The following is a 19,786-nucleotide window of genomic DNA, read 5'->3' on the forward strand; positions in this document are numbered from 1 at the left end:
GCTTCCTATGGCACTGCCGCAGCGAGCTTGCCGGCGCCGGCAAGCGCAGCCTGGTAGTTGCTGACCAGTTGGTCGACGGCGGCGGCGGTCACATTCATGATCGGCGCCGGATAGAAGCCGAAGAAGATCGCCAGCACGACGAGCGGCGCCAGGATCGCAATCTCGCGCGGCGATACATCGAGGATCGCCTGCAGGCTCGGCTTCTCAAGTGCGCCGTAGATGATCCGGCGATAAAGCCACAGCGCGTAGGCGGCCGAGAGAATGACACCGGTGGTGGCGAAGAACGTCACCCACGTGTTCACCCGGAACGTGCCGATGAGCGACAGGAACTCGCCGACAAAGCCGCTCGTCCCCGGCAGGCCGGTGTTGGCGAGCGTGAATACGAGGAAGATCGCGGCATAGATCGGCATGCGGTTGACCAGCCCGCCGTACGCCTTGATCTCGCGCGTGTGCAGGCGGTCGTAGACCACCCCGACGCAGAGGAAGAGCGCGCCGGAGACGATGCCGTGCGACAGCATCTGGAAGATGCCGCCCTGCACGCCCTGCGCGTTCATCGCGAACAGGCCCATGGTCACGAAGCCCATGTGGGCGACCGACGAATAGGCGATCAGCTTCTTCATGTCCTCCTGCATCAGCGCAACCAGCGAGGTGTAGACGATCGCCACGACCGACAGGGTGAAGACGAACGGCGCCATCTCGGCCGAGGCGAGCGGGAACATCGGCAGCGAGAAGCGCAGGAAGCCGTAGCCGCCCATCTTGAGCAGGATCGCCGCCAGCACGACCGATCCGGCGGTCGGCGCCTCGACGTGCGCGTCGGGCAGCCAGGTGTGCACCGGCCACATCGGCATCTTCACCGCCAGCGAGGCGAAGAACGCCAGCCATAGCCAGATCTGCATCTCGGGCGGGAACGGATGCGTCAGCAGCGTCGGGATGTCGGTGGTGCCGGACTGGTAGTACATCGCGAGGATCGCGATCAGCATCAGTACCGAGCCGGCGAGCGTGTAGAGGAAGAACTTGAAGCTGGCGTAGACGCGCCGCGGCCCGCCCCAGATGCCGATGATCAGGAACATAGGGATGAGGCCGCCCTCGAAAAAAACGTAGAACAGCACGATGTCGAGCGCGCAGAACACGCCTATCATCAGCGTCTCGAGCAGCAGGAAGGCGACCATGTACGCTTTGAAATTCTTGGTCACCGACAGCTTCGACGCGACGATGCAGATCGGCATGAGGAATGTCGTCAGGATGACGAACAGCATCGAGATGCCATCGACGCCCATCTTGTAAGTGATGGCGCCGCCGAGCCACGGCGCCTGCTCGACGAACTGGAAGCCGGGATCGGAGTTGTCGAACCAGATCCAGATCGCCAGCGAGATGACGAAGGTGACGATCGTCGTCCACAGCGAGATCCAGTAGATATTGCGCCGCGCCGCCGCGTCGTCGCCGCGGATGATCAGCACGAGCAGCGCGCCGACGCTCGGCAGGAAGGTGACGATGGAGAGGATCGGCCAGGTCATCGTCAGCCCGCAAACATCAGCCAGGTGACCAGCGCCGCGACGCCGATCAGCATGGCAAAGGCATAGTGGTAGAGGTAGCCGGACTGGAGCTTCACCACGCGGTTGGTGACATCGACGACGCGCGCCGAGATGCCGTCCGGCCCGAAACCGTCGATCAGCCAGCCGTCGCCCTGCTTCCACAGGAACGTGCCCAGCCACTTCGCCGGCCGCACGAAGATCAGGTCGTAGAGCTCGTCGAAATACCACTTGTTGAGCAGAAAGCGGTAGAGCCACGGGTTGCTCTCGGCGAGCTCGCGCGGGATCGCCGTGTTCACCAGATAGAACCAGACCGCGACCAGCGCGCCGATCGCCATCATCAGCGTCGGCAGGTAGGTCACCCACCACGGCGACTGGTGCATCTCTTCCAGGATCGGCGCGTGCTCGCCGGCAACGATTGCCTCGCGCCAGAACGTGCTGCTCGGACCGATGAAAGTGCCGGAGAAGATGAGGCCGGCGAAGAGCGCACCGACCGCGAGGATGTAGAGCGGCACCATCATCACCGGCGGCGATTCATGGACGTGGTCCATGACCTCGCGCGAGGCGCGGGCGTTACCGTAGAAAGTGAGGAAGATCAGGCGCCACGAGTAGAACGAGGTCAGCAGCGCCGCCACCACCGTCAGCGTGAAGCCATAGCCGGCGAAGGCATTGGCGCCGGCGTGCGCGGCCTCGATGATCGCGTCCTTGGAGAAGTAGCCGGCGGTGAGCGGGAAGCCGGTCAGCGCCAGCGTGCCGATGACCATCATCCAGTAGGTGCGCGGGATGAAGGTGCGCAGGCCGCCCATCTTGCGCATGTCCTGCTCGCCGCCGACGGCGTGGATCACCGAGCCGGAGCCCAGGAACAGCAGCGCCTTGAAGAACGCGTGCGTGAACAGATGGAAGATCGCGACCGGATAGGCGCCGACGCCGAGCGCCACGAACATGTAGCCGAGCTGCGAGCAGGTCGAATAGGCGATGACGCGCTTGATGTCGTTCTGCACCAGGCCGACCGTCGCGGCGAAGAACGCCGTCGTGGCGCCGATGAAGGTGACGAAGGTCAGCGCGCCGGGCGACAGCTCGAACAGCGGCGACAGGCGCGCCACCATGAAGACGCCGGCGGTCACCATCGTCGCGGCATGGATCAACGCCGACACCGGCGTCGGGCCCTCCATCGCATCGGGCAGCCACGTGTGCAGCAGGAACTGCGCCGACTTGCCCATCGCGCCCATGAACAGCAGCAGGCAGACGACGGTGAGCGCGTCGAGGTCCCACGACAGGAAATGGATGGTCGAGCCGACCAGCGACGGCGCGTTGGCGAAGATGGTCTCGTAATCGACCGATTTGAACAGGAAGAAGACGCCGAAGATGCCGAGCGAGAAGCCGAAGTCGCCGACGCGGTTGACCACGAACGCCTTGATCGCGGCGGCATTGGCGGCCGGCCGCGTGTACCAGAAGCCGATGAGCAGGTAGGAGGCGAGGCCGACGCCCTCCCAGCCGAAGAACATCTGGACGAGGTTGTCGGACGTCACCAGCATCAGCATGGCGAAAGTGAACAACGACAGGTACGCCATGAAGCGCGGCCGGTAGGGGTCGTGCGCCATGTAGCCGATCGAGTAGATGTGCACGAGCGCCGAGACAGTGTTGACCACCACGAGCATGACGACGGTGAGCGTGTCGATGCGCAGCGCCCAGTCGACCGCGAGCGTGCCCGAGGTGAACCAGTTGAACACCGGGATGCGCGTCGCCTCGGCGCCGCCAAGCCAGAACGTGACGAACGCGACCCACGACAGCAGCGCCGCGACGACCAGGAAGCCGGCGGTCACCAGCTCGGCCGGGCGCGAGCCCTCCGCCGCCGGCTCGTGATGCTCGTGGCTATGGCCGTGGTCGTCATGCGCCGCATGCGCGTGCGCATCGTGCGAATGGCCGTGCGCGTGATGATCGTCGCTGGGCTCGCCGCCCGGGAAACGCCGCGCCGCGCCGAATATGGTGATCGCCCCGGCGATGATCGCGCCGAGCAGGGGCAGGAAGACGATGAGCTGATACATGCGCCGGTCAGCCCCGCATGACGTTGATGTCTTCGACCGCGATCGAGCCGCGGTTGCGATAGAAGACGACGAGGATGGCGAGGCCGATCGAGGCTTCCGCCGCCGCGACCGTCAGCACGAACAGCGCGAACACCTGACCGACGAGGTCGCCGAGGAAGGCGGAGAACGCGACGAGGTTGATGTTGACCGCGAGCAGGATCAGCTCGACCGACATCAGGATGACGATGACGTTCTTGCGGTTGATGAAGATGCCGAAGATGCCGATCGTGAACAGGATCGCGGCGACGGTCAGGTAGTGCGACAGGCCGATGGTCATGCTTCCTCCCCCGCGACGGAGGCCGCTCCAGCGTCCCCTCTCCCCGCAGGGGAGAGGGCTAGGGTGAGGGGCAGCGCACACTCGGGATAGTCAAGAGTGCCCTCACCCTTTGCGCCTAATTCGCTGCGCTCATAAGGCGCAAAGCCCTCTCCCCTCCGGGGCGAGGGGACGAAACGGGGGGAAGCCAGTCGCATCACGTGAGGCCCCTCCCCGTCTCGACCTTGCGCACTTCGATCACCGGCGAGCGCGCGTTCTGCTCGGCGATATCCTGGCGCTTGACGTTCGGCTTATGGCGGAGCGTCAGCACGATGGCGCCGATCATCGCGACCAGCAGGACGATGCCCGCCGTCTGGAAGAAAAAGACGTAGCGCGTGTAGAGGATCTCGCCGAGCGCCGCCGTGTTGGAGATGCCGCCGAGACCCGGGATCGGCACTACCACGGTGGTGGCGACATCGGGTGCGAACACCCAGCCGCCGAGCACGACCAGCAGCTCGGCCAGGAGCACGATGCCGACCAGCGCGCCGACCGGAAGATAGTTGAGCACGCCCTGCCGGAGCTCGACGAAATCGACGTCGAGCATCATCACCACGAACAGGAACAGCACCGCGACCGCGCCGACGTAGACCACGACTAGGATCATCGCCAGGAACTCGGCGCCGAGGATGACGAACAGCCCGGCCGCGTTGAAGAACGCGAGGATCAGGAACAGCACCGAGTGCACGGGGTTGCGCGCCCCGACGACCATGACGGCCGAACCGATGGCGACGGCGGAGAAGATGTAGAAGAAGAGCGCGGGAAGGATCATGCCTGTGCACCCCATCCACCATGCTTCGCATGGTCCCCGTCCCCCGCTACGCGGGGGAGGACCCACGCGGCAGCAAGCGCTGAGGACGCTCCCCTGTTTACCGGGGAGCTGGCGGCGAAGCCGACTGAGGGGGCCTTGTCGTGGGACATGATCATCTGTACGGCGCGTCCGCTTCGAGATTCTCGGCGATGGCGCGCTCCCAGCGGTCGCCGTTGGCGAGCAGCTTCTCCTTGTTGAAGTAGAGCTCCTCGCGCGTCTCGGTGGCGAACTCGAAGTTCGGTCCTTCGACGATGGCGTCGACCGGGCAGGCTTCCTGGCAGAAGCCGCAGTAAATGCACTTCACCATGTCGATGTCGTAGCGCGTCGTGCGCCGCGTGCCGTCGTTGCGGCGCGGGCCGGCTTCGATGGTGATGGCCTGCGCCGGGCAGATCGCCTCGCACAGCTTGCACGCAATGCAGCGCTCTTCGCCGTTCGGATAGCGGCGGAGCGCATGCTCGCCGCGGAAGCGCGGGCTGACGTGCCCCTTCTCGAACGGATAGTTGATCGTCACCTTCCTGGCGAAGAAGTAGCGCATCGACAGGAAGAATGCCGAGACGAATTCGAGCAGGAAGAGCGAGCGGGCGGAGCGGTCGAGGCGCATCTATTTCACCACCGCCCAGCCGGTCGCCTGCAGGAAGCCGGCGACGAGAACCACCATGAACAGCGAGATCGGCAGGAACACCTTCCAGCCGAGTCGCATGAGCTGGTCGTACCGATAGCGCGGCACGAACGCCTTCACCATCGCGAACATGAAGAACACGAAGCAGACCTTGAGCACGAACCAAACGACGCCCGGGATCCACGTGAACGGCGCGATCGCCAGCGGCGGCAGCCAGCCGCCGAGGAACAGGATCGTGGTCAGCGCACACATCAGGACAACGGCGACGTATTCGCCGAGGAAGAACAGCAGGAACGCGTCGACGAATATCGACCCGCATAACCGGCGACGAGTTCGGACTCGGCCTCGACCAGGTCGAACGGCGGCCGGTTGGTCTCCGCCATCGCCGAGATGAAGAAGATGATGAACATCGGGAACAGCGCCAGCCAGTGCCAGTCGAGCAGGCTGTTGGGCAGGCCGAGGCGCGTGCCGAGGCCGTCCTCCTGCGCCACGACGATGTCGGACAGGTTGAGCGAGCCGACGCAGAGCAGCACCGTGATGATGACGAAGCCGATCGAGACTTCGTAGACACCATCTGCGCCGCGGAGCGCAGCGAGGCGAGGAACGGATACTTCGAGTTCGACGCCCAGCCCGACATGATCATGCCGTAGACCGCTGAGCGAGGAGATGGCGAAGAGATAGAGGACGCCGACGTTGATGTTGGCGACCACCCAGCCGGCCGGAACGGGATCACCCGCCCACGCCGACAGCGCCAGCGTCGCGGTCACCAGCGGCGCCAGGATGAAGACGCCCTTGTTGGCGCCCGACGGGATGATCGGCTCCTTGAACACGAACTTGAGCAGGTCGGCGAACGACTGCAGCAGCCCCCACGGGCCGACGACGTTCGGCCCGCGGCGCATCTGCACCGGCCGCCCAGATCTTGCGGTCGGCATAGAGGATGTAGGCGACGAAGATGAGCAGCGTCACCAGAACCAGCAGGCTCTGGGCGACGATGATCACCCCCCGGCACCACGTATCCCTGCATGAAGCCGCCCATTGCCTACTCCGCCGCCCGTCGCCAGGCGACCGGCCGCCAGCGCCGAGCATTCCGCCATGACGACGGAAGCGCGCGCGATCGGGTTAGTCAGGTAGAAATCTTCGACGATGTTTGTTGCGAAAGGCCTCCGCCGTCGTCCTTGCCGCCACGCGCGGCCAGCGCACGAAGCTCGTCCGGCCCACACCGGCGCGATCTCATCGACATGAGCGAAGTGCGGGTGCTTGGCGTAAAGCCGCGCACGCAGCTCCGACAGGGAGTCGAACGGCAGCTTCTGGCCGAGCACATCCGACAGGGCGCGGAGGATCGCCCAGTCTTCGCGCGCATCGCCGCGGGAAGCCGGCACGGCGCGCCATCTGCACGCGGCCCTCGGTGTTGACGTAGGTGCCCGACTTCTCCGGTGTAGGGCGGCGCCCGGCAGGATGACGTCGGCGCGGTGGGCACCGTTGTCGCCGTGGCTGCCGACGTAGACGACGAAAGCATCGCCCAGCGCATTCCATGGCGATCTCGTCGGCGCCGAGCAGGAACAGCACGTCCAGTGCCTTGGTCGCCGAAGCCGCGACCATGCCGATGGTGTCGAGCGCGCCGTCGCGCGGCACCAGGCCGAGATCGAGCGCACCGACGCGCGCGGCGGCGGTGTGGAGAACCGCAAGGCCGTTCCAGCCCTCGTCGCGTCCCTCGCCGCCGGCGATCTTCGCCGCGAGCGACAGAATCTCCGGGCCGTCGGCGCGGGTCACGCGCCTTGCCCGACAATGACCAGCGGACGCTTCGCGGCGGCCAGCGTCTTGCCGAAGCCGATGGCGCCCGAGGCGACGTCCGCCAACGTCTGCGGGCCGGCGCCGAGATATTCGTACGGATACGTGAGATCGACGCGCTCGCCGATCAGCGCGATCTTGGCATCGCCCTGCCGCCACCCGCTTACGGATGCGCGCGTTCAGCACCGCCGCCTCGTGGCGCGGATCGGAGCCGACGATCAGGATCGCGTCGGCGCGATCGATGCCGGCGATGCTGGGATTGAAGATGTAGCTGGCGCGGCCCGAGCGCCGGATCGTGCCGCTCGCCGGCGCCGCGCCCATCGACGTTCTTGACGCCCAGCGCAGCCATCAGCTCGCGGAGCGCGAACATTTCCTCGACCGTCGCGAGATCGCCGGCGATCGCGCCGATGCGCTCCGGCTTGGTGCCTTTGACCTTGCCGGCAATCGCGGCAAACGCGTCCGCCCACGACGCGGCTTCGAGCCGCCCCGTTGCGCCGCACGTACGGCCGGTCGAGACGCTGCGTCCCGCAAAACCGTCCCAGATGAAGCGCGACTTGTCGGAGATCCACTCCTCGTTCACCGCCTCGTTGAGGCGCGGCAGGATGCGCATCACCTCCCGGTCGCGGACATCGACACGGATCGCCGAGCCGACCGCGTCCATGACGTCGATCGATTCCGTCTTCACCAGCTCCCACGGCCGCGCGTGGAACTCGTACGGCTTCGAGGTCAGCGCGCCGACCGGGCAAAGTCGATGACGTTGCCCTGCAGTTCGGACGACATCGCCCGCTCGAGGTAGGTCGTGATTTCCATGTCCTCGCCGCGGCCGGTCGCGCCGAGATCCTCGACGCCGGCGACTTCCCGCCGAGAAGCGGACGCAGCGCGTGCACTGGATGCAGCGGTTCATCGACGTCTTGACCAGCGGCCCGATGTACTTGTCGGCGACGGCCCGCTTGTTTCCTTGTAGCGCGAACCATCGACGCCGTAGGCCATCGCCTGGTCCTGCAGATCGCACTCGCCGCCCTGGTCGCAGATCGGGCAGTCGAGCGGATGGTTGATGAGCAGGAACTCCATCACGCCTTCGCGCGCCTTCTTCACCATCGGCGACTTGGTGAACATCTCCGGCGGCTCGCCGTTCGGGCCCGGGCGCAGGTCGCGCACGCTCATCGCGCACGACGCCACCGGCTTCGGCGGCCCACCCTTCACCTCGATCAGGCACATGCGGCAATTGCCGGCGATCGACAGCCGCTCGTGGAAACAGAAACGCGGAATCTCCGCGCCCGCCGCCTCGCACGCCTGCAGCAGCGTGAACTCCGGCGGTACGTCGATTTCCTGGTTGTCGACCTTGATCTTGCTCATGCGAACCCCGCCGCACGCAATTCGCCAAGCAGTACCTTCGCTTCATCAGCCATGCGCCGCGCCGCCGGCATGACGACATCCACCGAGGACGAAATAGCAGCTGCCGATTTTAGAAGCTCGGCGTCGCTCTGCGTTGGAGACATATGAGCAAGCCGCTGAGCACCAAGGATTTCCGCGTCCGAAAGCGGCTGGAAGTCCGCAAGCGATACATATCCCGCCGCAAGCTGGCGTCGCATCTCAGGATCTTTGGTAAACCCTAGTGCAGCTATTACCGCGGACTTGATCTCGCCTTTCGAAGCGGGCAGTGAGGCAATGTCGCGCAGCACGCCCGTCCCTGCATTCTCCATCAGAACCGCACCATAAGCATTTACGATCATCTCGACACGCTTCAGGTCCATGGCCTACTCCGCCGCCTCCATGACCGGAGCCTTCCATTTGCCGCGCGCCTGATACGTCTCGATGCGCCGCTCGATCTCAGGGCGGAAATGCGCGATCAGGCCCTGCACCGGCCATGCCGCCGCGTCGCCCAGCGCGCAGATCGTATGGCCCTCGATCTTTGTGGTCACCTCGAGCAGCATGTCGATCTCGCGCTTCTCGGCGTTGCCGTCGGCCATGCGCTCCAGCACGCGCCACATCCAGCCGGTGCCCTCGCGGCACGGCGTGCACTGGCCGCAGCTCTCGTGCTTGTAGAAATACGACAGCCGCGAGATGGCGCGGACGATGTCGGTCGACTTGTCCATGACGATGACCGCCGCGGTGCCGAGGCCCGAACGCAGCTTCTGCAGCGAGTCGAAGTCCATGACCAGATCGTTGCACTGCGACGCCGGCAGGCAGCGCACCGAGGCGCCGCCGGGGATGACGGCGAGCAGATTGTCCCAGCCGCCGCGCACGCCGCCAGCATGCTTCTCGATCAGCTCGCGGAGCGTGATGCCCATCTCTTCTTCGACGGTGCACGGCCGCTCGACGTGACCAGAGATGCAGAACAGCTTGGTCCCGACGTTGTTCGGCCGGCCGAAGCCAGCGAACCACGCCGCGCCGCGCCGCAGGATCGTTGGCGCCACCGCGATCGACTCGACGTTGTTCACCGTCGTCGGGCAGCCGTAAACGCCCATCGCCGCCGGGAACGGCGGCTTCATGCGCGGCATGCCCTTCTTGCCCTCGAGCGACTCGAGCAGCGCGGTTTCCTCCCCGCAAATGTAGGCGCCGGCGCCATGGTGGACGACCACGTCCATGTCCCAGCCGTGCTTGTTGTTCTTGCCGAGGAAGCCGGCCTCGTAGGCCTGATCGACCGCCGCCTGCAGCCGCTCGCGCTCGCGGATGAATTCGCCGCGCACGTAGATGAACGCGGTGTGCGCGCCCATCGCGAAGCCGGCAACCAGGCAGCCCTCGACCAGCGTGTGCGGATCGTGGCGCAGAATCTCGCGGTCCTTGCAGGTGCCGGGCTCGGACTCGTCGGCGTTGACGACGAGATAGTGCGGCCGCCCGTCCGACGTCTTCGGCATGAACGACCACTTGAGGCCGGTCGCGAAGCCGGCGCCGCCGCGGCCGCGCAGGCCCGACGCCTTCATCTCGTTGATGATCCAGTCGCGGCCCTTGTCGAGGATGTTCTTGGTGCCGTCCCACTGGCCGCGCTCCTGCGCGCCTTTGAGGCCCCAGTCGCCCTGGCCGTAAAGATTGGTGAAGATGCGGTCCTTGTCGGCGAGCATGTCAGACCTTCGACACCGGGTCGGGCTTCTTGTCTTCCGGATTGGCTTTCAGCGGCGCCGTCGGCGCGGGCGACTCGCGCTGGCTGGCGCCTTCCGTCGGCTTCTTGGCGTCCGCATCGGTCAGCGCCGGCTGCGGCGGCGTCCACGGCTGCGGGCCGGGCCGATAGATGTCGCTGCCCAAAGTCTTGGGGCCGCCCACCGGCGCCGAAAATTTGCGATCGACCTGCGGGCCGGGCTTCGGCTTCCGGCCGGCGGCGAAATCGTCGAGCAGCTTGTTGAAGCTTTCGACGGTCAGGTCCTCGTAGGTATCGGCCTTCACCTGCACTAGCGGTGCGTTCACGCACGCCCCAACGCACTCGACCTCCTCCCACGAGAAGGCACCGTCGGCCGAGATGTGGAACTGCTCCGGATGAATGCGGTCGTGGCAGACCTTCTTGATGTCCCCGGCACCGCGCAGCCAGCACGGCGTCGTGCCACACACCTGAATGTGCGCCTTGGCGCCGACCGGCTCGAGCAGGAACATCGTGTAGAACGTCGCGATCTCGAGCACGCGGATGCGCGCCATGTCGAGGAACTCGGCGACGGCGCGGATCGCGGGTTCGCTGACCCAGCCTTCCTGTTCCTGCGCCCGCCAAAGAAGCGAGATCACCGCCGAGGCCTGGCGCCCCTCCGGATACTTCTGCACCTCACGCTTCGCCCACGCGAGATTCTCTTCGCTGAAGGCGAAGCTCGCGGGTTGATGTTCGGCTAGGCGGCGGACAGACATGGCTTGAGCGGCGGTCCTACTTGTACTCGTTGCAGGCGAGCGTGACGAACGAGCCGTTGGTGTACGATTGCAGGTCGGTGTAGCAGGTCGCGACCTGTGTACCCTTGGTGAGCAGGAACATCATCGCATCGACATCGACGGTCGACCCGGCGCGCTTCACGGCGTCATGCGGAATGTACGTCGCCTGCAGGATGACGTAGCCGTCGTTGAGCAGATCGCGCATCACCGGGTTCGGCGCCGCCGGCGTGTCCGTGGTCTTGGCCTCGGTTTTATGCTCGGCGCCGGGCCCCGTCGTCTGCCGGTCCTCCGCCAGCGCCGGCGATGCCAGCGCGCCGGCAAGCGCTCCCAGTACAAGCAAGCGCAATGTCGCGTTCATCGATCAACCTCCCCGAAGACGATATCGAGCGAACCCAGAATGGCGGTGACGTCGGCAAGCATATGCCCGCGCGTCATGTGGTCCATCCCGGAAAGATGGGCGAAGCCCGGCGCGCGGATCTTGCAGCGGTAGGGCTTGTTGGAGCCGTCGGCGACGAGGTACACGCCGAACTCGCCCTTGGGCGCTTCGACCGCGGCGTAAACCTCGCCGGCCGGCACGTGGTAGCCCTCGGTGTAGAGCTTGAAGTGATGGATGATCGCTTCCATCGAGCGCTTCATCTCGCCCCGCTTCGGCGGCACCACCTTGCCGTCGGTGGAGGCGACCGGCCCCTTGCCGTCCGGCCGGTTCATCAGCTTGATGACCTGCTTCATGATCCGGATCGACTGGCGCATCTCTTCCATGCGGATGAGATAGCGGTCGTAGCAGTCGCCGTTCTTGCCAACCGGAATATCGAAGTCGAGCTCGGCGTAGCATTCGTAGGGCTGCGACTTGCGCAGGTCCCACGCCGCGCCCGAGCCGCGCACCATGACGCCGGAGAAGCCCCACTTCCACGCGTCTTCCAGCGTGATCACGCCGATATCGACGTTGCGCTGCTTGAAGATGCGGTTGTTGGTGAGCAGCCGGTCGACGTCGTCGACGACCTTGAGGAACGGATCGCAGAACGCCTCGATGTCATCGACGAGCTGCTGCGGCAAATCCTGGTGCACCCCGCCCGGCCGGAAATACGCCGCATGCATACGCGAGCCCGAGGCACGCTCGTAGAAGATCATCATCTTCTCGCGTTCCTCGAAGCCCCAGAGCGGCGGCGTCAGCGCGCCGACGTCGAGCGCCATCGCCGGCACGCCCAGCATATGGTTGAGCAGCCGCCCGATCTCGGAATAGAGCACGCGGATGAGCTGCCCGCGGCGCGGCACCGTGATGCCCAGCAGCTTCTCGACGGCCAGCGCGAACGCATGCTCCTGATTCATCGGCGCGACGTAGTCGAGCCGGTCAAAGTACGGCACCGCCTGCAGGTAGGTCTTGTGCTCGATCAGTTTTTCCGTGCCGCGATGGAGCAGCCCGATGTGCGGATCGACGCGCTCAATGACCTCGCCATCCAGTTCGAGAACCAGCCGAAGCACGCCGTGCGCAGCAGGGTGCTGCGGGCCGAAGTTCAGCGTGAAGGTGCGGACGTCGGTCTCAGACATAGCGAATAGCGAATGGCGAATGGCGAATAGAAAAATGCATGGCTATTCGCTCTTGTCCTGAAGAGATCGGATCAGCGCACGAAGCATCTTGCCTACCTCGGTGCATCGTCCGAGCACGGGCTCGACTGCGTCTGATGTTGCAAATCCAACCCGCTGCGCAAGCAGCAAATGCGTCTCCAGTTCTTTCGTCGAGCCCTGCGCAATCCGAAGCGACTGGACGAACGATCCAGTAGTCTCGCGACCGTGCCCCTCCGCGATATTGGCCGCGATCGAAGCTGCGGCGCGCCTGATTTGCGAGGTGAGACCGAACATCTCTTCCCGAGGGAAATTGGCGGTTAGCCGATAGCAATCTTCCGCCAGCGCCATGGCCGTCTGCCACACGACTAGGTCGCGATAGGACTGGAAGGTATTGCTCAAGACTCATCTCTGTTTCTATTCGCTATTCGCCACTCACTATTCGCTCAGTTCTTCGCCTTCTCATCCCCGGGCAGCACGTATTCCGTGCCCTCCCACGGCGAGAGGAAATCGAAATCGCGGAATTCCTGCGCCAGCCGCACGGGCTCGTAGACGACGCGCTTCTGCTCGTCGTCGTAGCGCACCTCGACAAAGCCGGTCAGCGGGAAGTCCTTGCGCATCGGATGCCCCTCGAAGCCGTAGTCGGTGAGCAGGCGGCGGAGGTCGGGATGGCCGGTGAAGGTGATGCCGTAAAGGTCGTACGCCTCGCGCTCGAACCAGTCGGCGCCGGGATAGACGCTGGTGATCGACGGCACCGGCGTATCCTCGTCGGTCATCACCTTGACGCGGATACGCACGTTCTGGCGCGGGCTGAGAAGGTGATAGACGACGTCGAACCGCTTCTCGCGCGACGGATAGTCGACGCCGCAAACGTCGATGAGATTGATGAAGCCGAGGCGCGGATCGTCGTTGAGATATTTGACGAACGGCACGATCTCATCGCCGGCAACCGTCACCGTCAGCTCGTGGAAGGCGACGCTCCAGCCCAAAACGGCGCCGCCGCGGTCAGCCGCGATCAGTTCGCCGAGGGTTTTCAGCGTCTCGTCCACCTATCGCCTCAGCGTTCGATCGTTCCGGTGCGCCGGATCTTCTTCTGCAGAAGCAGCACGCCATAGAGCAGCGCCTCGGCCGTCGGCGGACAGCCGGGCACGTAGACATCGACCGGCACGACGCGGTCGCAGCCGCGCACCACCGCGTAGGAGTAGTGGTAGTAGCCGCCGCCGTTGGCGCATGAGCCCATCGAGATGACGTAGCGCGGCTCCGGCATCTGGTCGTAGACCTTGCGGAGCGCCGGGGCCATCTTGTTGGTCAAGGTGCCGGCGACGATCATCACGTCGGCCTGGCGGGGCGAGGCGCGCGGCGCCACGCCGAAGCGCTCGAGGTCATAGCGCGGCCCGGAAACCTGCATCAGCCCCTCGACCGCGCAGCACGCGAGCCCGAAGGTCATCCACATCAGCGAGCCGGTGCGCGCCCACGTGATCAGGTCGTCGGTCGCGGTGACGAGGAAGCCCTTGTCGGCGAGCTCGTTGTTGACCTCGAGGAAGAACGGATCGTCGTTCCGCGCCGTCGGCTTGCCGGCGGGCGTGACGAGCGGCTTGGTGGCGGGCGCTAATCCCATTCCAGCGCTCCCTTCCGCCACTCGTAGATGAAGCCGACGGTGAGGACGCCGAGGAACACGATCATCGACCAGAAGCCGAACATGCCGATGCCGCCGAAGGCCACCGCCCACGGGAACAGGAACGCGACCTCGAGGTCGAAGATGATGAACAGGATGGCGACGAGGTAGAAGCGGATGTCGAACTGCATGCGAGCGTCGTCGAAGGCATCGAAGCCGCATTCGTAAGCGGAGAGTTTCGCGGGCGTCGGGTTCTTGTAGGCGACGATGAACGGCGCCACGAGCAGCGCCAGACCGATCAGCGCCGCCACACCCATGAAGATGACCACTGGCAGGTAGGCGCTGAGCAGGGCTTCCATTTCAACCTCAACAACTGGCCCGCGGCCGCAGCTTGTTGCACCGCAATACTAGCGGCAAAGCCCCGGCATGGCGAGCATTTGGATGATCAGCCGGACGGCGGAAAACCCAAGGAATCTGGCGGCGGCGAGCCGCGTTCGTGGCTTAGCCGAGGCCCGCAAGGGGCGCAAGCCTGAAACAGTTCCAAGCGGGCGCTCTGCGACCGTTTGGCCACACCGGACGGGCCGGTGCCGCCGCCACGCGTTGCCCGCGAGTCAGGGAACGGCAGTCGGGCAAGGCTTCTTCCAGCAGACCGCCTGTGGATTACGGGCATCACTCCAAGTGGATAGGAGAGCCGGGCGCGCGGATGTGTTTGGCTAAGCCGGCATTTCAGAAATTCTTCTGGCTTGGAGGCCCCATGAAATTTGCGATCGCAGCGACGGCGATTACCGTCCTTTCAGTGTCAGGCGCGCACGCGGCCGATCTCAGTTACGGCACGCCGAACGCGCAGTTGTATTCGCCGGTTTCGGCGGTGAATTGGACGGGCCCGCATATCGGCATCAATATCGGTGCCGGTAGCGGCAACGTCAGTGGCAGCTACAGCGGCACGCTGTTCGGTGGCAGCGTCGATGGCCAACCGGTCGTCCCCTTTGGAACCAGCGGTGTCATAGGCGGCGTGCAACTCGGCTACGACATACAGAGCGGCCCATGGGTGTTCGGCATCGAAGGCGATATCGACGCTTCCGGCATCACAGGCAGCGGCCGCCAGTTCTCGGGCAGCACCAACGTCGATGCCAGTTCCAGACTTAACTGGCTTGGCACGTTCCGCGGGCGTCTTGGCTACGCCTTCGACCAATGGCTGCTTTACGTGACCGGCGGTCTTGCCGTCGCCAACAACACCGTGACGGTCGTGGCGACCGGCACCAGCCCCGGCAACGCGTCGAGCACCCAAACCCATACCGGCTGGACGCTCGGGGTCGGAGGCGAATATTCGCTGAGCCAGCACTGGTCGATCGGCGCTGAGTATCGCTACCTCGACCTTGGCACGAAGACCTACACGGATCCGGTCAACCTCCCCGGCGGTAGCGCGGCCGTGCACCTGACCGACAACGTCTTCCTGGCGAAGATCAACTACCACTGGTAAGCGCGCTTCGGCGCCGCGCCAAAAGAAGCCCGCCGGTTTGGCGGGCTTTTTTCATGCGGCAGCCTCCTAGGGAGGCGCGTTGAAGGTCCAACGGACGAACGGTCCCCAGTCGGTAAGATCGGATTTCACCGCGAGGGCGCTCGACTCGTAGGCGGGCCGCGCGTTCCACCACTGCTCGGCACGCACGCCGAGCGTCAGAAGCCCGGCCGGCGACGTGTGATAGTCGACGCCGAGGGTAGCTTCCGCGTTGAGCACGGTCGCCGCGGCGGAGGTCACCGGCGTCGTGTTTTCCCCCACGACGGTGCGCTGTCCGGAACCAGCCGACATAGTCGACCACGCGATCGTGCGTGAGAGCGGCAATGTGCTCGCCGTCGTGCAGCTGCTGCTGCACCGCCCGTGCGAAGCTGCCGAACTCGTAGCGCGTGAATGGGTCCATGCCGGCCAGGAAATCGATCAGGATCCCGTACACTTCGTACGACGCCTGCAGTCGCAGGATCGTGAAGTCGTCCGGACCCCGCCGATCGTGCATCGATTATGTCGGAAGAAATGGCGGGAGCGACGGGGCTCGAACCCGCGACCTCCGGCGTGACAGGCCGGCACTCTAACCAACTGAGCTACGCCCCCGCGGGCGGCGGTAATTTTACCGCAGGCGGCGTGAGTAAGGGAGGGTCGTGGTCAAGTCAAGGCGAGGGTTGACCGGAACCCCCGCCGGCCCTTCCCCGGACAGACCTCGGCGTGGCATCCGCCGGCGGCCATCGTCACGCCTAGCGCGAGCGAAGGCGGATGGTGGGCGGTGAGGGGCTCGAACCCCCGACATCCACGGTGTAAACGTGGCGCTCTACCAACTGAGCTAACCGCCCGCCGGACAGGCGCCCGATTTAGGCGGGTCAAAGCGGCGGCGCAAGCCGAGTTGCTCTGGCCGAGCATTGCCCCCCTCCGCTCATACCCGCGGAAGCGGAGCTGCGGTGGAGCGGCGACTGGCCCCCGCGTTTCGAGCCCTGCCTCCTAGTCCCGGCTTGGGCGGGGAAGAGCGGGTAGGAGGCAGGGCTGCGCTGCTGATGGTCGGCACAGGAAGAGGCCGCGCCCCCTTCGACAAATAATAAGGCCCCGCGCACTGCGCGGGGCCGATCAGGTCGCGGGAACCCGCCTCTAGCGGTTGACGGCGTCCTTGAGGCCCTTGCCGGCCTTGAATTTCGGGCTCTTGGAGGCAGCGATCTTGATCGCCTCGCCGGTGCGCGGATTGCGGCCCATGCTGGCGGCGCGCTTGGCGACGTTGAAATTGCCGAAACCGATGATCTTCACATCGTCGCCCGACTTGAGGGCGTCCGTGATCGCGTCGAACGTCGCATCGACCGCCTGGCCGGCGCTGGCCTTCGAGGTGCCGGTCTTGTCCGCGACGGCCGCAATCAGATCGTTCTTGTTCATGAAGCAATCCCTTTCCTGATCAAGAGCCGGCCGACGAATCGCCGCCCCCGGCTTCAGGCGGGACAATCCTGCGGAAAGGCACCCCGTGCAAGTGAAAACGGCGGAATACCGCGATTTTGATGGGATTGGCGAACAGATCAAAAAGACAGCGCCCGCCGAAGGGCGGGCGCTGATAATCGTTATGGATCAGAGACTTAGTGGGCAGTGAGCCCGGTCGCGGCCTCTTCCTCGGCGACTGCCGGGGTCGCGGGCGCTTTTGGCTCTTCCCACTCGATCGGTTCCGGCGTCCGGATCAGCGCGTTCTTCAGCACATCGTCCATCCGCGCGACCGGGATGATCTCCATGCCGCTCTTCACGTTGTCCGGGATATCCGCCAGGTCCTTGACGTTATCCTCGGGGATGAGCACGCGCTTCATCCCGCCGCGGAGCGCGGCCAGCAGCTTCTCCTTGAGGCCGCCGATCGGGAGCACCCTGCCCCGCAAGGTGATCTCGCCGGTCATGGCGACATCCTTGCGGACCGGAATGCCCGTCATCACCGACACGATGGCGGTCGCCATCGCGACGCCGGCGGACGGGCCGTCCTTCGGCGTGGCACCCTCGGGCACGTGCACGTGGATGTCGCGCTTCTCGAACAGCGGCGGCTCGATGCCGAAGTCGATGGCGCGGCTGCGGACATACGATGCCGCCGCCGAGATCGACTCCTTCATCACGTCGCGCAGGTTGCCGGTCACCGTCATGCGGCCCTTGCCGGGCATCATGACGCCTTCGATCGTCAGCAGCTCGCCGCCGACCTCGGTCCAGGCAAGGCCCGTGACCATTCCGACGGCATCCTCGAGCTCCGCCTCGCCGTAGCGGTAGCGGGGCACGCCGAGGAACTCCTCGACGACCTTCGGCGTGACCTTGATGGTCTTCTTCTTCGCCAGGATCAGTTCCTTGACGCCCTTGCGCGCCAGCGTGGCAAGCTCGCGTTCGAGGTTACGAACGCCGGCTTCCCGCGTGTAGCGGCGGATGACCATCTGCAGCGCGTCCGAGTCGATCGAGAATTCCTTCGACTCCAGCCCGTGCTCCTTCAGGATCTTCGGGATCAGGTGGCGCCGCGAGATCTCGACCTTCTCATCCTCGGTGTAGCCGGCGATGCGAATGATCTCCATGCGGTCCATCAACGCCGGCGGGATGTTCAGCGTGTTCGCCGTGGTGATGAACAGCACGTTCGACAGGTCGTAGTCGACCTCGAGGTAGTGGTCGTTGAACGAGGAGTTCTGCTCCGGGTCCAGCACTTCCAGGAGGGCCGACGACGGGTCGCCGCGGAAGTCCATGCCGATCTTGTCGACCTCGTCGAGCAGGAACAGCGGGTTGGACTTCTTCGCCTTCCGCATCGACTGGATCACCTTGCCGGGCATCGATCCGATGTAGGTGCGCCGGTGACCGCGGATTTCCGCCTCGTCACGCACGCCGCCGAGCGACATGCGCACGAACTCACGGCCGGTCGCCTTCGCGATCGACTTGCCGAGCGACGTCTTGCCGACGCCCGGCGGGCCGACGAGGCACAGGATCGGCCCCTTCAGCTTGTTCGAGCGCGACTGCACAGCGAGGTACTCGACGATGCGGTCCTTGACCTTGTCGAGGCCGAAGTGGTCGGCGTCCAGAACCTCCTGGGCGAAGTTCAGGTCATACTTGACCTTTGACTTCTTGCCCCACGGGATGCCGAGCAGCCAGTCGAGGTAGTTGCGCACTACCGTCGCCTCGGCCGACATCGGACTCATCTGGCGCAGCTTCTTCAACTCGTTGGTCGCCTTCTCGCGGGCTTCCTTCGACAGCTTGGTCTTGGCGATCTTCTCTTCCAGCTCGGCGAGCTCGTCGCGGCCGTCCTCGGAGTCGCCCAGCTCCTTCTGGATCGCCTTCATCTGCTCGTTGAGATAGTACTCGCGCTGCGTCTTCTCCATCTGCCGCTTGACGCGCGAACGGATGCGCTTCTCGACCTGGAGGACGGAGATTTCGCTTTCCATGAGGCCGAGCACGCGCTCCAGCCGCTCGACCACGGTCGGCAGCGCCAGGATCGCCTGCTTCTCGGGAATCTTGATCGCGAGATGCGAGGCGACGGTGTCGGCAGCCTTCGAGTAATTCTCGATCTGCCCGACCGCGCCGACGACCTCCGGCGAAATCTTCTTGTTCAGCTTCACGTAGTTTTCGAACTCGGCCATCACCGAGCGCGTCAGCGCCTCCGCCTCTACGGCGTCGCCGATGACGTCGGCAATGCGATGGGCATGGGCCTCGTAGTAGGCCTCCTTGCCGGTGTAGCGCACGATCTCGGCGCGGCCGACGCCCTCGACCAGCACCTTCACGGTGCCGTCGGGAAGCTTCAAGAGCTGGAGAACGGAGGCGAGCGTACCGACGTTGAAGATAGTCTCCGGAGTCGGCTCGTCCTCGCTCGGGTTCTGCTGCGTCGCGAGCAGGATCTGCTTGTCGGCGCGCATGACTTCCTCGAGCGCGCGGATCGACTTCTCGCGGCCGACGAACAGCGGCACGATCATATGCGGGAAAACAACGATGTCGCGCAGCGGCAGGACGGGGAACGTCTCTTCCGAAGCCGCGCCGGCAGGCAAACTCGAACCGGAATGCTCAGTTGTCATTTAATTTTCGTCCTTTCTTGCCGGCCTCACCCGAGGGAGGACGGGTTACCGGTCAAGCTGCGGGTCGTAGGGACGCACGTTACAGGATG

The 19,786-nt window shown here is 65.1% G+C and carries 18 protein-coding genes, 2 tRNA genes and 2 pseudogenes; 1 reads left to right on the plus strand and 21 read right to left on the minus strand.

Translation table 11 applies throughout. From position 1 onward, the window contains the following. Positions 1 to 5 precede the first annotated feature (5 nt). The 16 genes and pseudogenes from WDM94_09980 to WDM94_10055 all read right to left on the minus strand — a co-directional run bounded on the left by WDM94_09980 (position 6) and on the right by WDM94_10055 (position 14,521). The gene (locus WDM94_09980; GenBank protein ID MEJ0012938.1) at positions 6 to 1,514 is read right to left on the minus strand and encodes an NADH-quinone oxidoreductase subunit M; all 1,509 of its coding nucleotides are present in this window, start codon (positions 1,512 to 1,514) and stop codon (positions 6 to 8) included. A gap of 2 nt (positions 1,515 to 1,516) precedes the next feature. Then, the gene (nuoL, locus tag WDM94_09985; protein ID MEJ0012939.1) at positions 1,517 to 3,574 is read right to left on the minus strand and encodes an NADH-quinone oxidoreductase subunit L; all 2,058 of its coding nucleotides are present in this window, start codon (positions 3,572 to 3,574) and stop codon (positions 1,517 to 1,519) included. A 7-nt stretch (positions 3,575 to 3,581) separates the two neighbouring features. Then, on the minus strand, positions 3,582 to 3,890 hold the full coding sequence (gene nuoK / locus WDM94_09990; GenBank protein ID MEJ0012940.1) for an NADH-quinone oxidoreductase subunit NuoK: 309 nt from the start codon (positions 3,888 to 3,890) through the stop codon (positions 3,582 to 3,584). Between the two features lie 193 nt (positions 3,891 to 4,083). Beyond that, entirely contained in the window at positions 4,084 to 4,695 is a 612-nt protein-coding gene (locus WDM94_09995; protein MEJ0012941.1) for an NADH-quinone oxidoreductase subunit J, read from the minus strand. Positions 4,696 to 4,846: 151 nt separating this feature from the next. Then, on the minus strand, positions 4,847 to 5,335 hold the full coding sequence (gene nuoI, locus WDM94_10000; GenBank protein MEJ0012942.1) for an NADH-quinone oxidoreductase subunit NuoI: 489 nt from the start codon (positions 5,333 to 5,335) through the stop codon (positions 4,847 to 4,849). Continuing rightward, positions 5,336 to 6,285, minus strand: a pseudogene (locus WDM94_10005) (NADH-quinone oxidoreductase subunit H). Positions 6,286 to 6,348: 63 nt separating this feature from the next. Beyond that, positions 6,349 to 8,497, minus strand: a pseudogene (nuoG, locus tag WDM94_10010) (NADH-quinone oxidoreductase subunit NuoG). Further along, positions 8,494 to 8,895 carry a hypothetical protein gene (locus WDM94_10015; protein ID MEJ0012943.1) on the minus strand — a complete coding sequence of 134 codons (402 nt, stop codon included), beginning with the start codon at positions 8,893 to 8,895 and terminating at the stop codon, positions 8,494 to 8,496. Before WDM94_10015 ends, nuoG begins: the two are co-directional and overlap by 4 nt. A 3-nt stretch (positions 8,896 to 8,898) precedes the next feature. Then, positions 8,899 to 10,203 (minus strand): NADH-quinone oxidoreductase subunit NuoF, encoded by a 1,305-nt coding sequence (gene nuoF, locus WDM94_10020; GenBank protein MEJ0012944.1) that lies wholly within the window; start codon positions 10,201 to 10,203, stop codon positions 8,899 to 8,901. A 1-nt stretch (position 10,204) separates the two neighbouring features. Next, entirely contained in the window at positions 10,205 to 10,969 is a 765-nt protein-coding gene (gene nuoE, locus WDM94_10025; GenBank protein ID MEJ0012945.1) for an NADH-quinone oxidoreductase subunit NuoE, read from the minus strand. Positions 10,970 to 10,985: 16 nt separating this feature from the next. Continuing rightward, positions 10,986 to 11,345: a hypothetical protein gene (locus tag WDM94_10030; protein MEJ0012946.1), complete on the minus strand. Its 360-nt coding sequence runs from the start codon at positions 11,343 to 11,345 to the stop codon at positions 10,986 to 10,988. Next, the gene (locus WDM94_10035) at positions 11,342 to 12,532 is read right to left on the minus strand and encodes an NADH-quinone oxidoreductase subunit D (GenBank protein ID MEJ0012947.1); all 1,191 of its coding nucleotides are present in this window, start codon (positions 12,530 to 12,532) and stop codon (positions 11,342 to 11,344) included. Before WDM94_10035 ends, WDM94_10030 begins: the two co-directional genes overlap by 4 nt. Before the next feature lie 42 nt (positions 12,533 to 12,574). Beyond that, entirely contained in the window at positions 12,575 to 12,949 is a 375-nt protein-coding gene (locus tag WDM94_10040) for a four helix bundle protein (GenBank protein MEJ0012948.1), read from the minus strand. Between the two features lie 44 nt (positions 12,950 to 12,993). Beyond that, positions 12,994 to 13,584, minus strand: coding sequence for an NADH-quinone oxidoreductase subunit C (locus tag WDM94_10045; GenBank protein MEJ0012949.1), 591 nt, complete (start codon positions 13,582 to 13,584; stop codon positions 12,994 to 12,996). Between the two features lie 20 nt (positions 13,585 to 13,604). Continuing rightward, positions 13,605 to 14,165: an NADH-quinone oxidoreductase subunit B family protein gene (locus WDM94_10050; protein MEJ0012950.1), complete on the minus strand. Its 561-nt coding sequence runs from the start codon at positions 14,163 to 14,165 to the stop codon at positions 13,605 to 13,607. Beyond that, a complete protein-coding gene (locus WDM94_10055) occupies positions 14,156 to 14,521 on the minus strand; it encodes an NADH-quinone oxidoreductase subunit A (protein ID MEJ0012951.1) in 366 nt (121 codons plus the stop codon). The genes WDM94_10050 and WDM94_10055 overlap by 10 nt, the downstream gene beginning before the upstream one ends. 395 nt (positions 14,522 to 14,916) lie before the next feature. Between WDM94_10055 and WDM94_10060 the strand changes: the two genes are divergently transcribed. Further along, the gene (locus WDM94_10060) at positions 14,917 to 15,642 is read left to right on the plus strand and encodes an outer membrane protein (protein MEJ0012952.1); all 726 of its coding nucleotides are present in this window, start codon (positions 14,917 to 14,919) and stop codon (positions 15,640 to 15,642) included. A gap of 66 nt (positions 15,643 to 15,708) precedes the next feature. Here WDM94_10060 and WDM94_10065 read toward each other — a convergent pair whose 3' ends face one another. From WDM94_10065 to lon, 5 genes are all read right to left on the minus strand, one after another. Further along, positions 15,709 to 15,969, minus strand: coding sequence for a hypothetical protein (locus WDM94_10065; protein ID MEJ0012953.1), 261 nt, complete (start codon positions 15,967 to 15,969; stop codon positions 15,709 to 15,711). Between the two features lie 220 nt (positions 15,970 to 16,189). After that, positions 16,190 to 16,266 (minus strand) — tRNA-Asp (locus WDM94_10070). A gap of 160 nt (positions 16,267 to 16,426) precedes the next feature. After that, a tRNA-Val gene (locus tag WDM94_10075) sits at positions 16,427 to 16,502 on the minus strand. Positions 16,503 to 16,791: 289 nt separating this feature from the next. Beyond that, positions 16,792 to 17,067 (minus strand): HU family DNA-binding protein, encoded by a 276-nt coding sequence (locus WDM94_10080; GenBank protein ID MEJ0012954.1) that lies wholly within the window; start codon positions 17,065 to 17,067, stop codon positions 16,792 to 16,794. Between the two features lie 194 nt (positions 17,068 to 17,261). Further along, the gene (lon, locus tag WDM94_10085) at positions 17,262 to 19,697 is read right to left on the minus strand and encodes an endopeptidase La (protein ID MEJ0012955.1); all 2,436 of its coding nucleotides are present in this window, start codon (positions 19,695 to 19,697) and stop codon (positions 17,262 to 17,264) included. Positions 19,698 to 19,786 lie beyond the last annotated feature (89 nt).

Source organism: Bauldia sp. (genome assembly GCA_037200845.1).
Taxonomy (GTDB): Bacteria; Pseudomonadota; Alphaproteobacteria; order Rhizobiales; family Kaistiaceae; genus DASZQY01.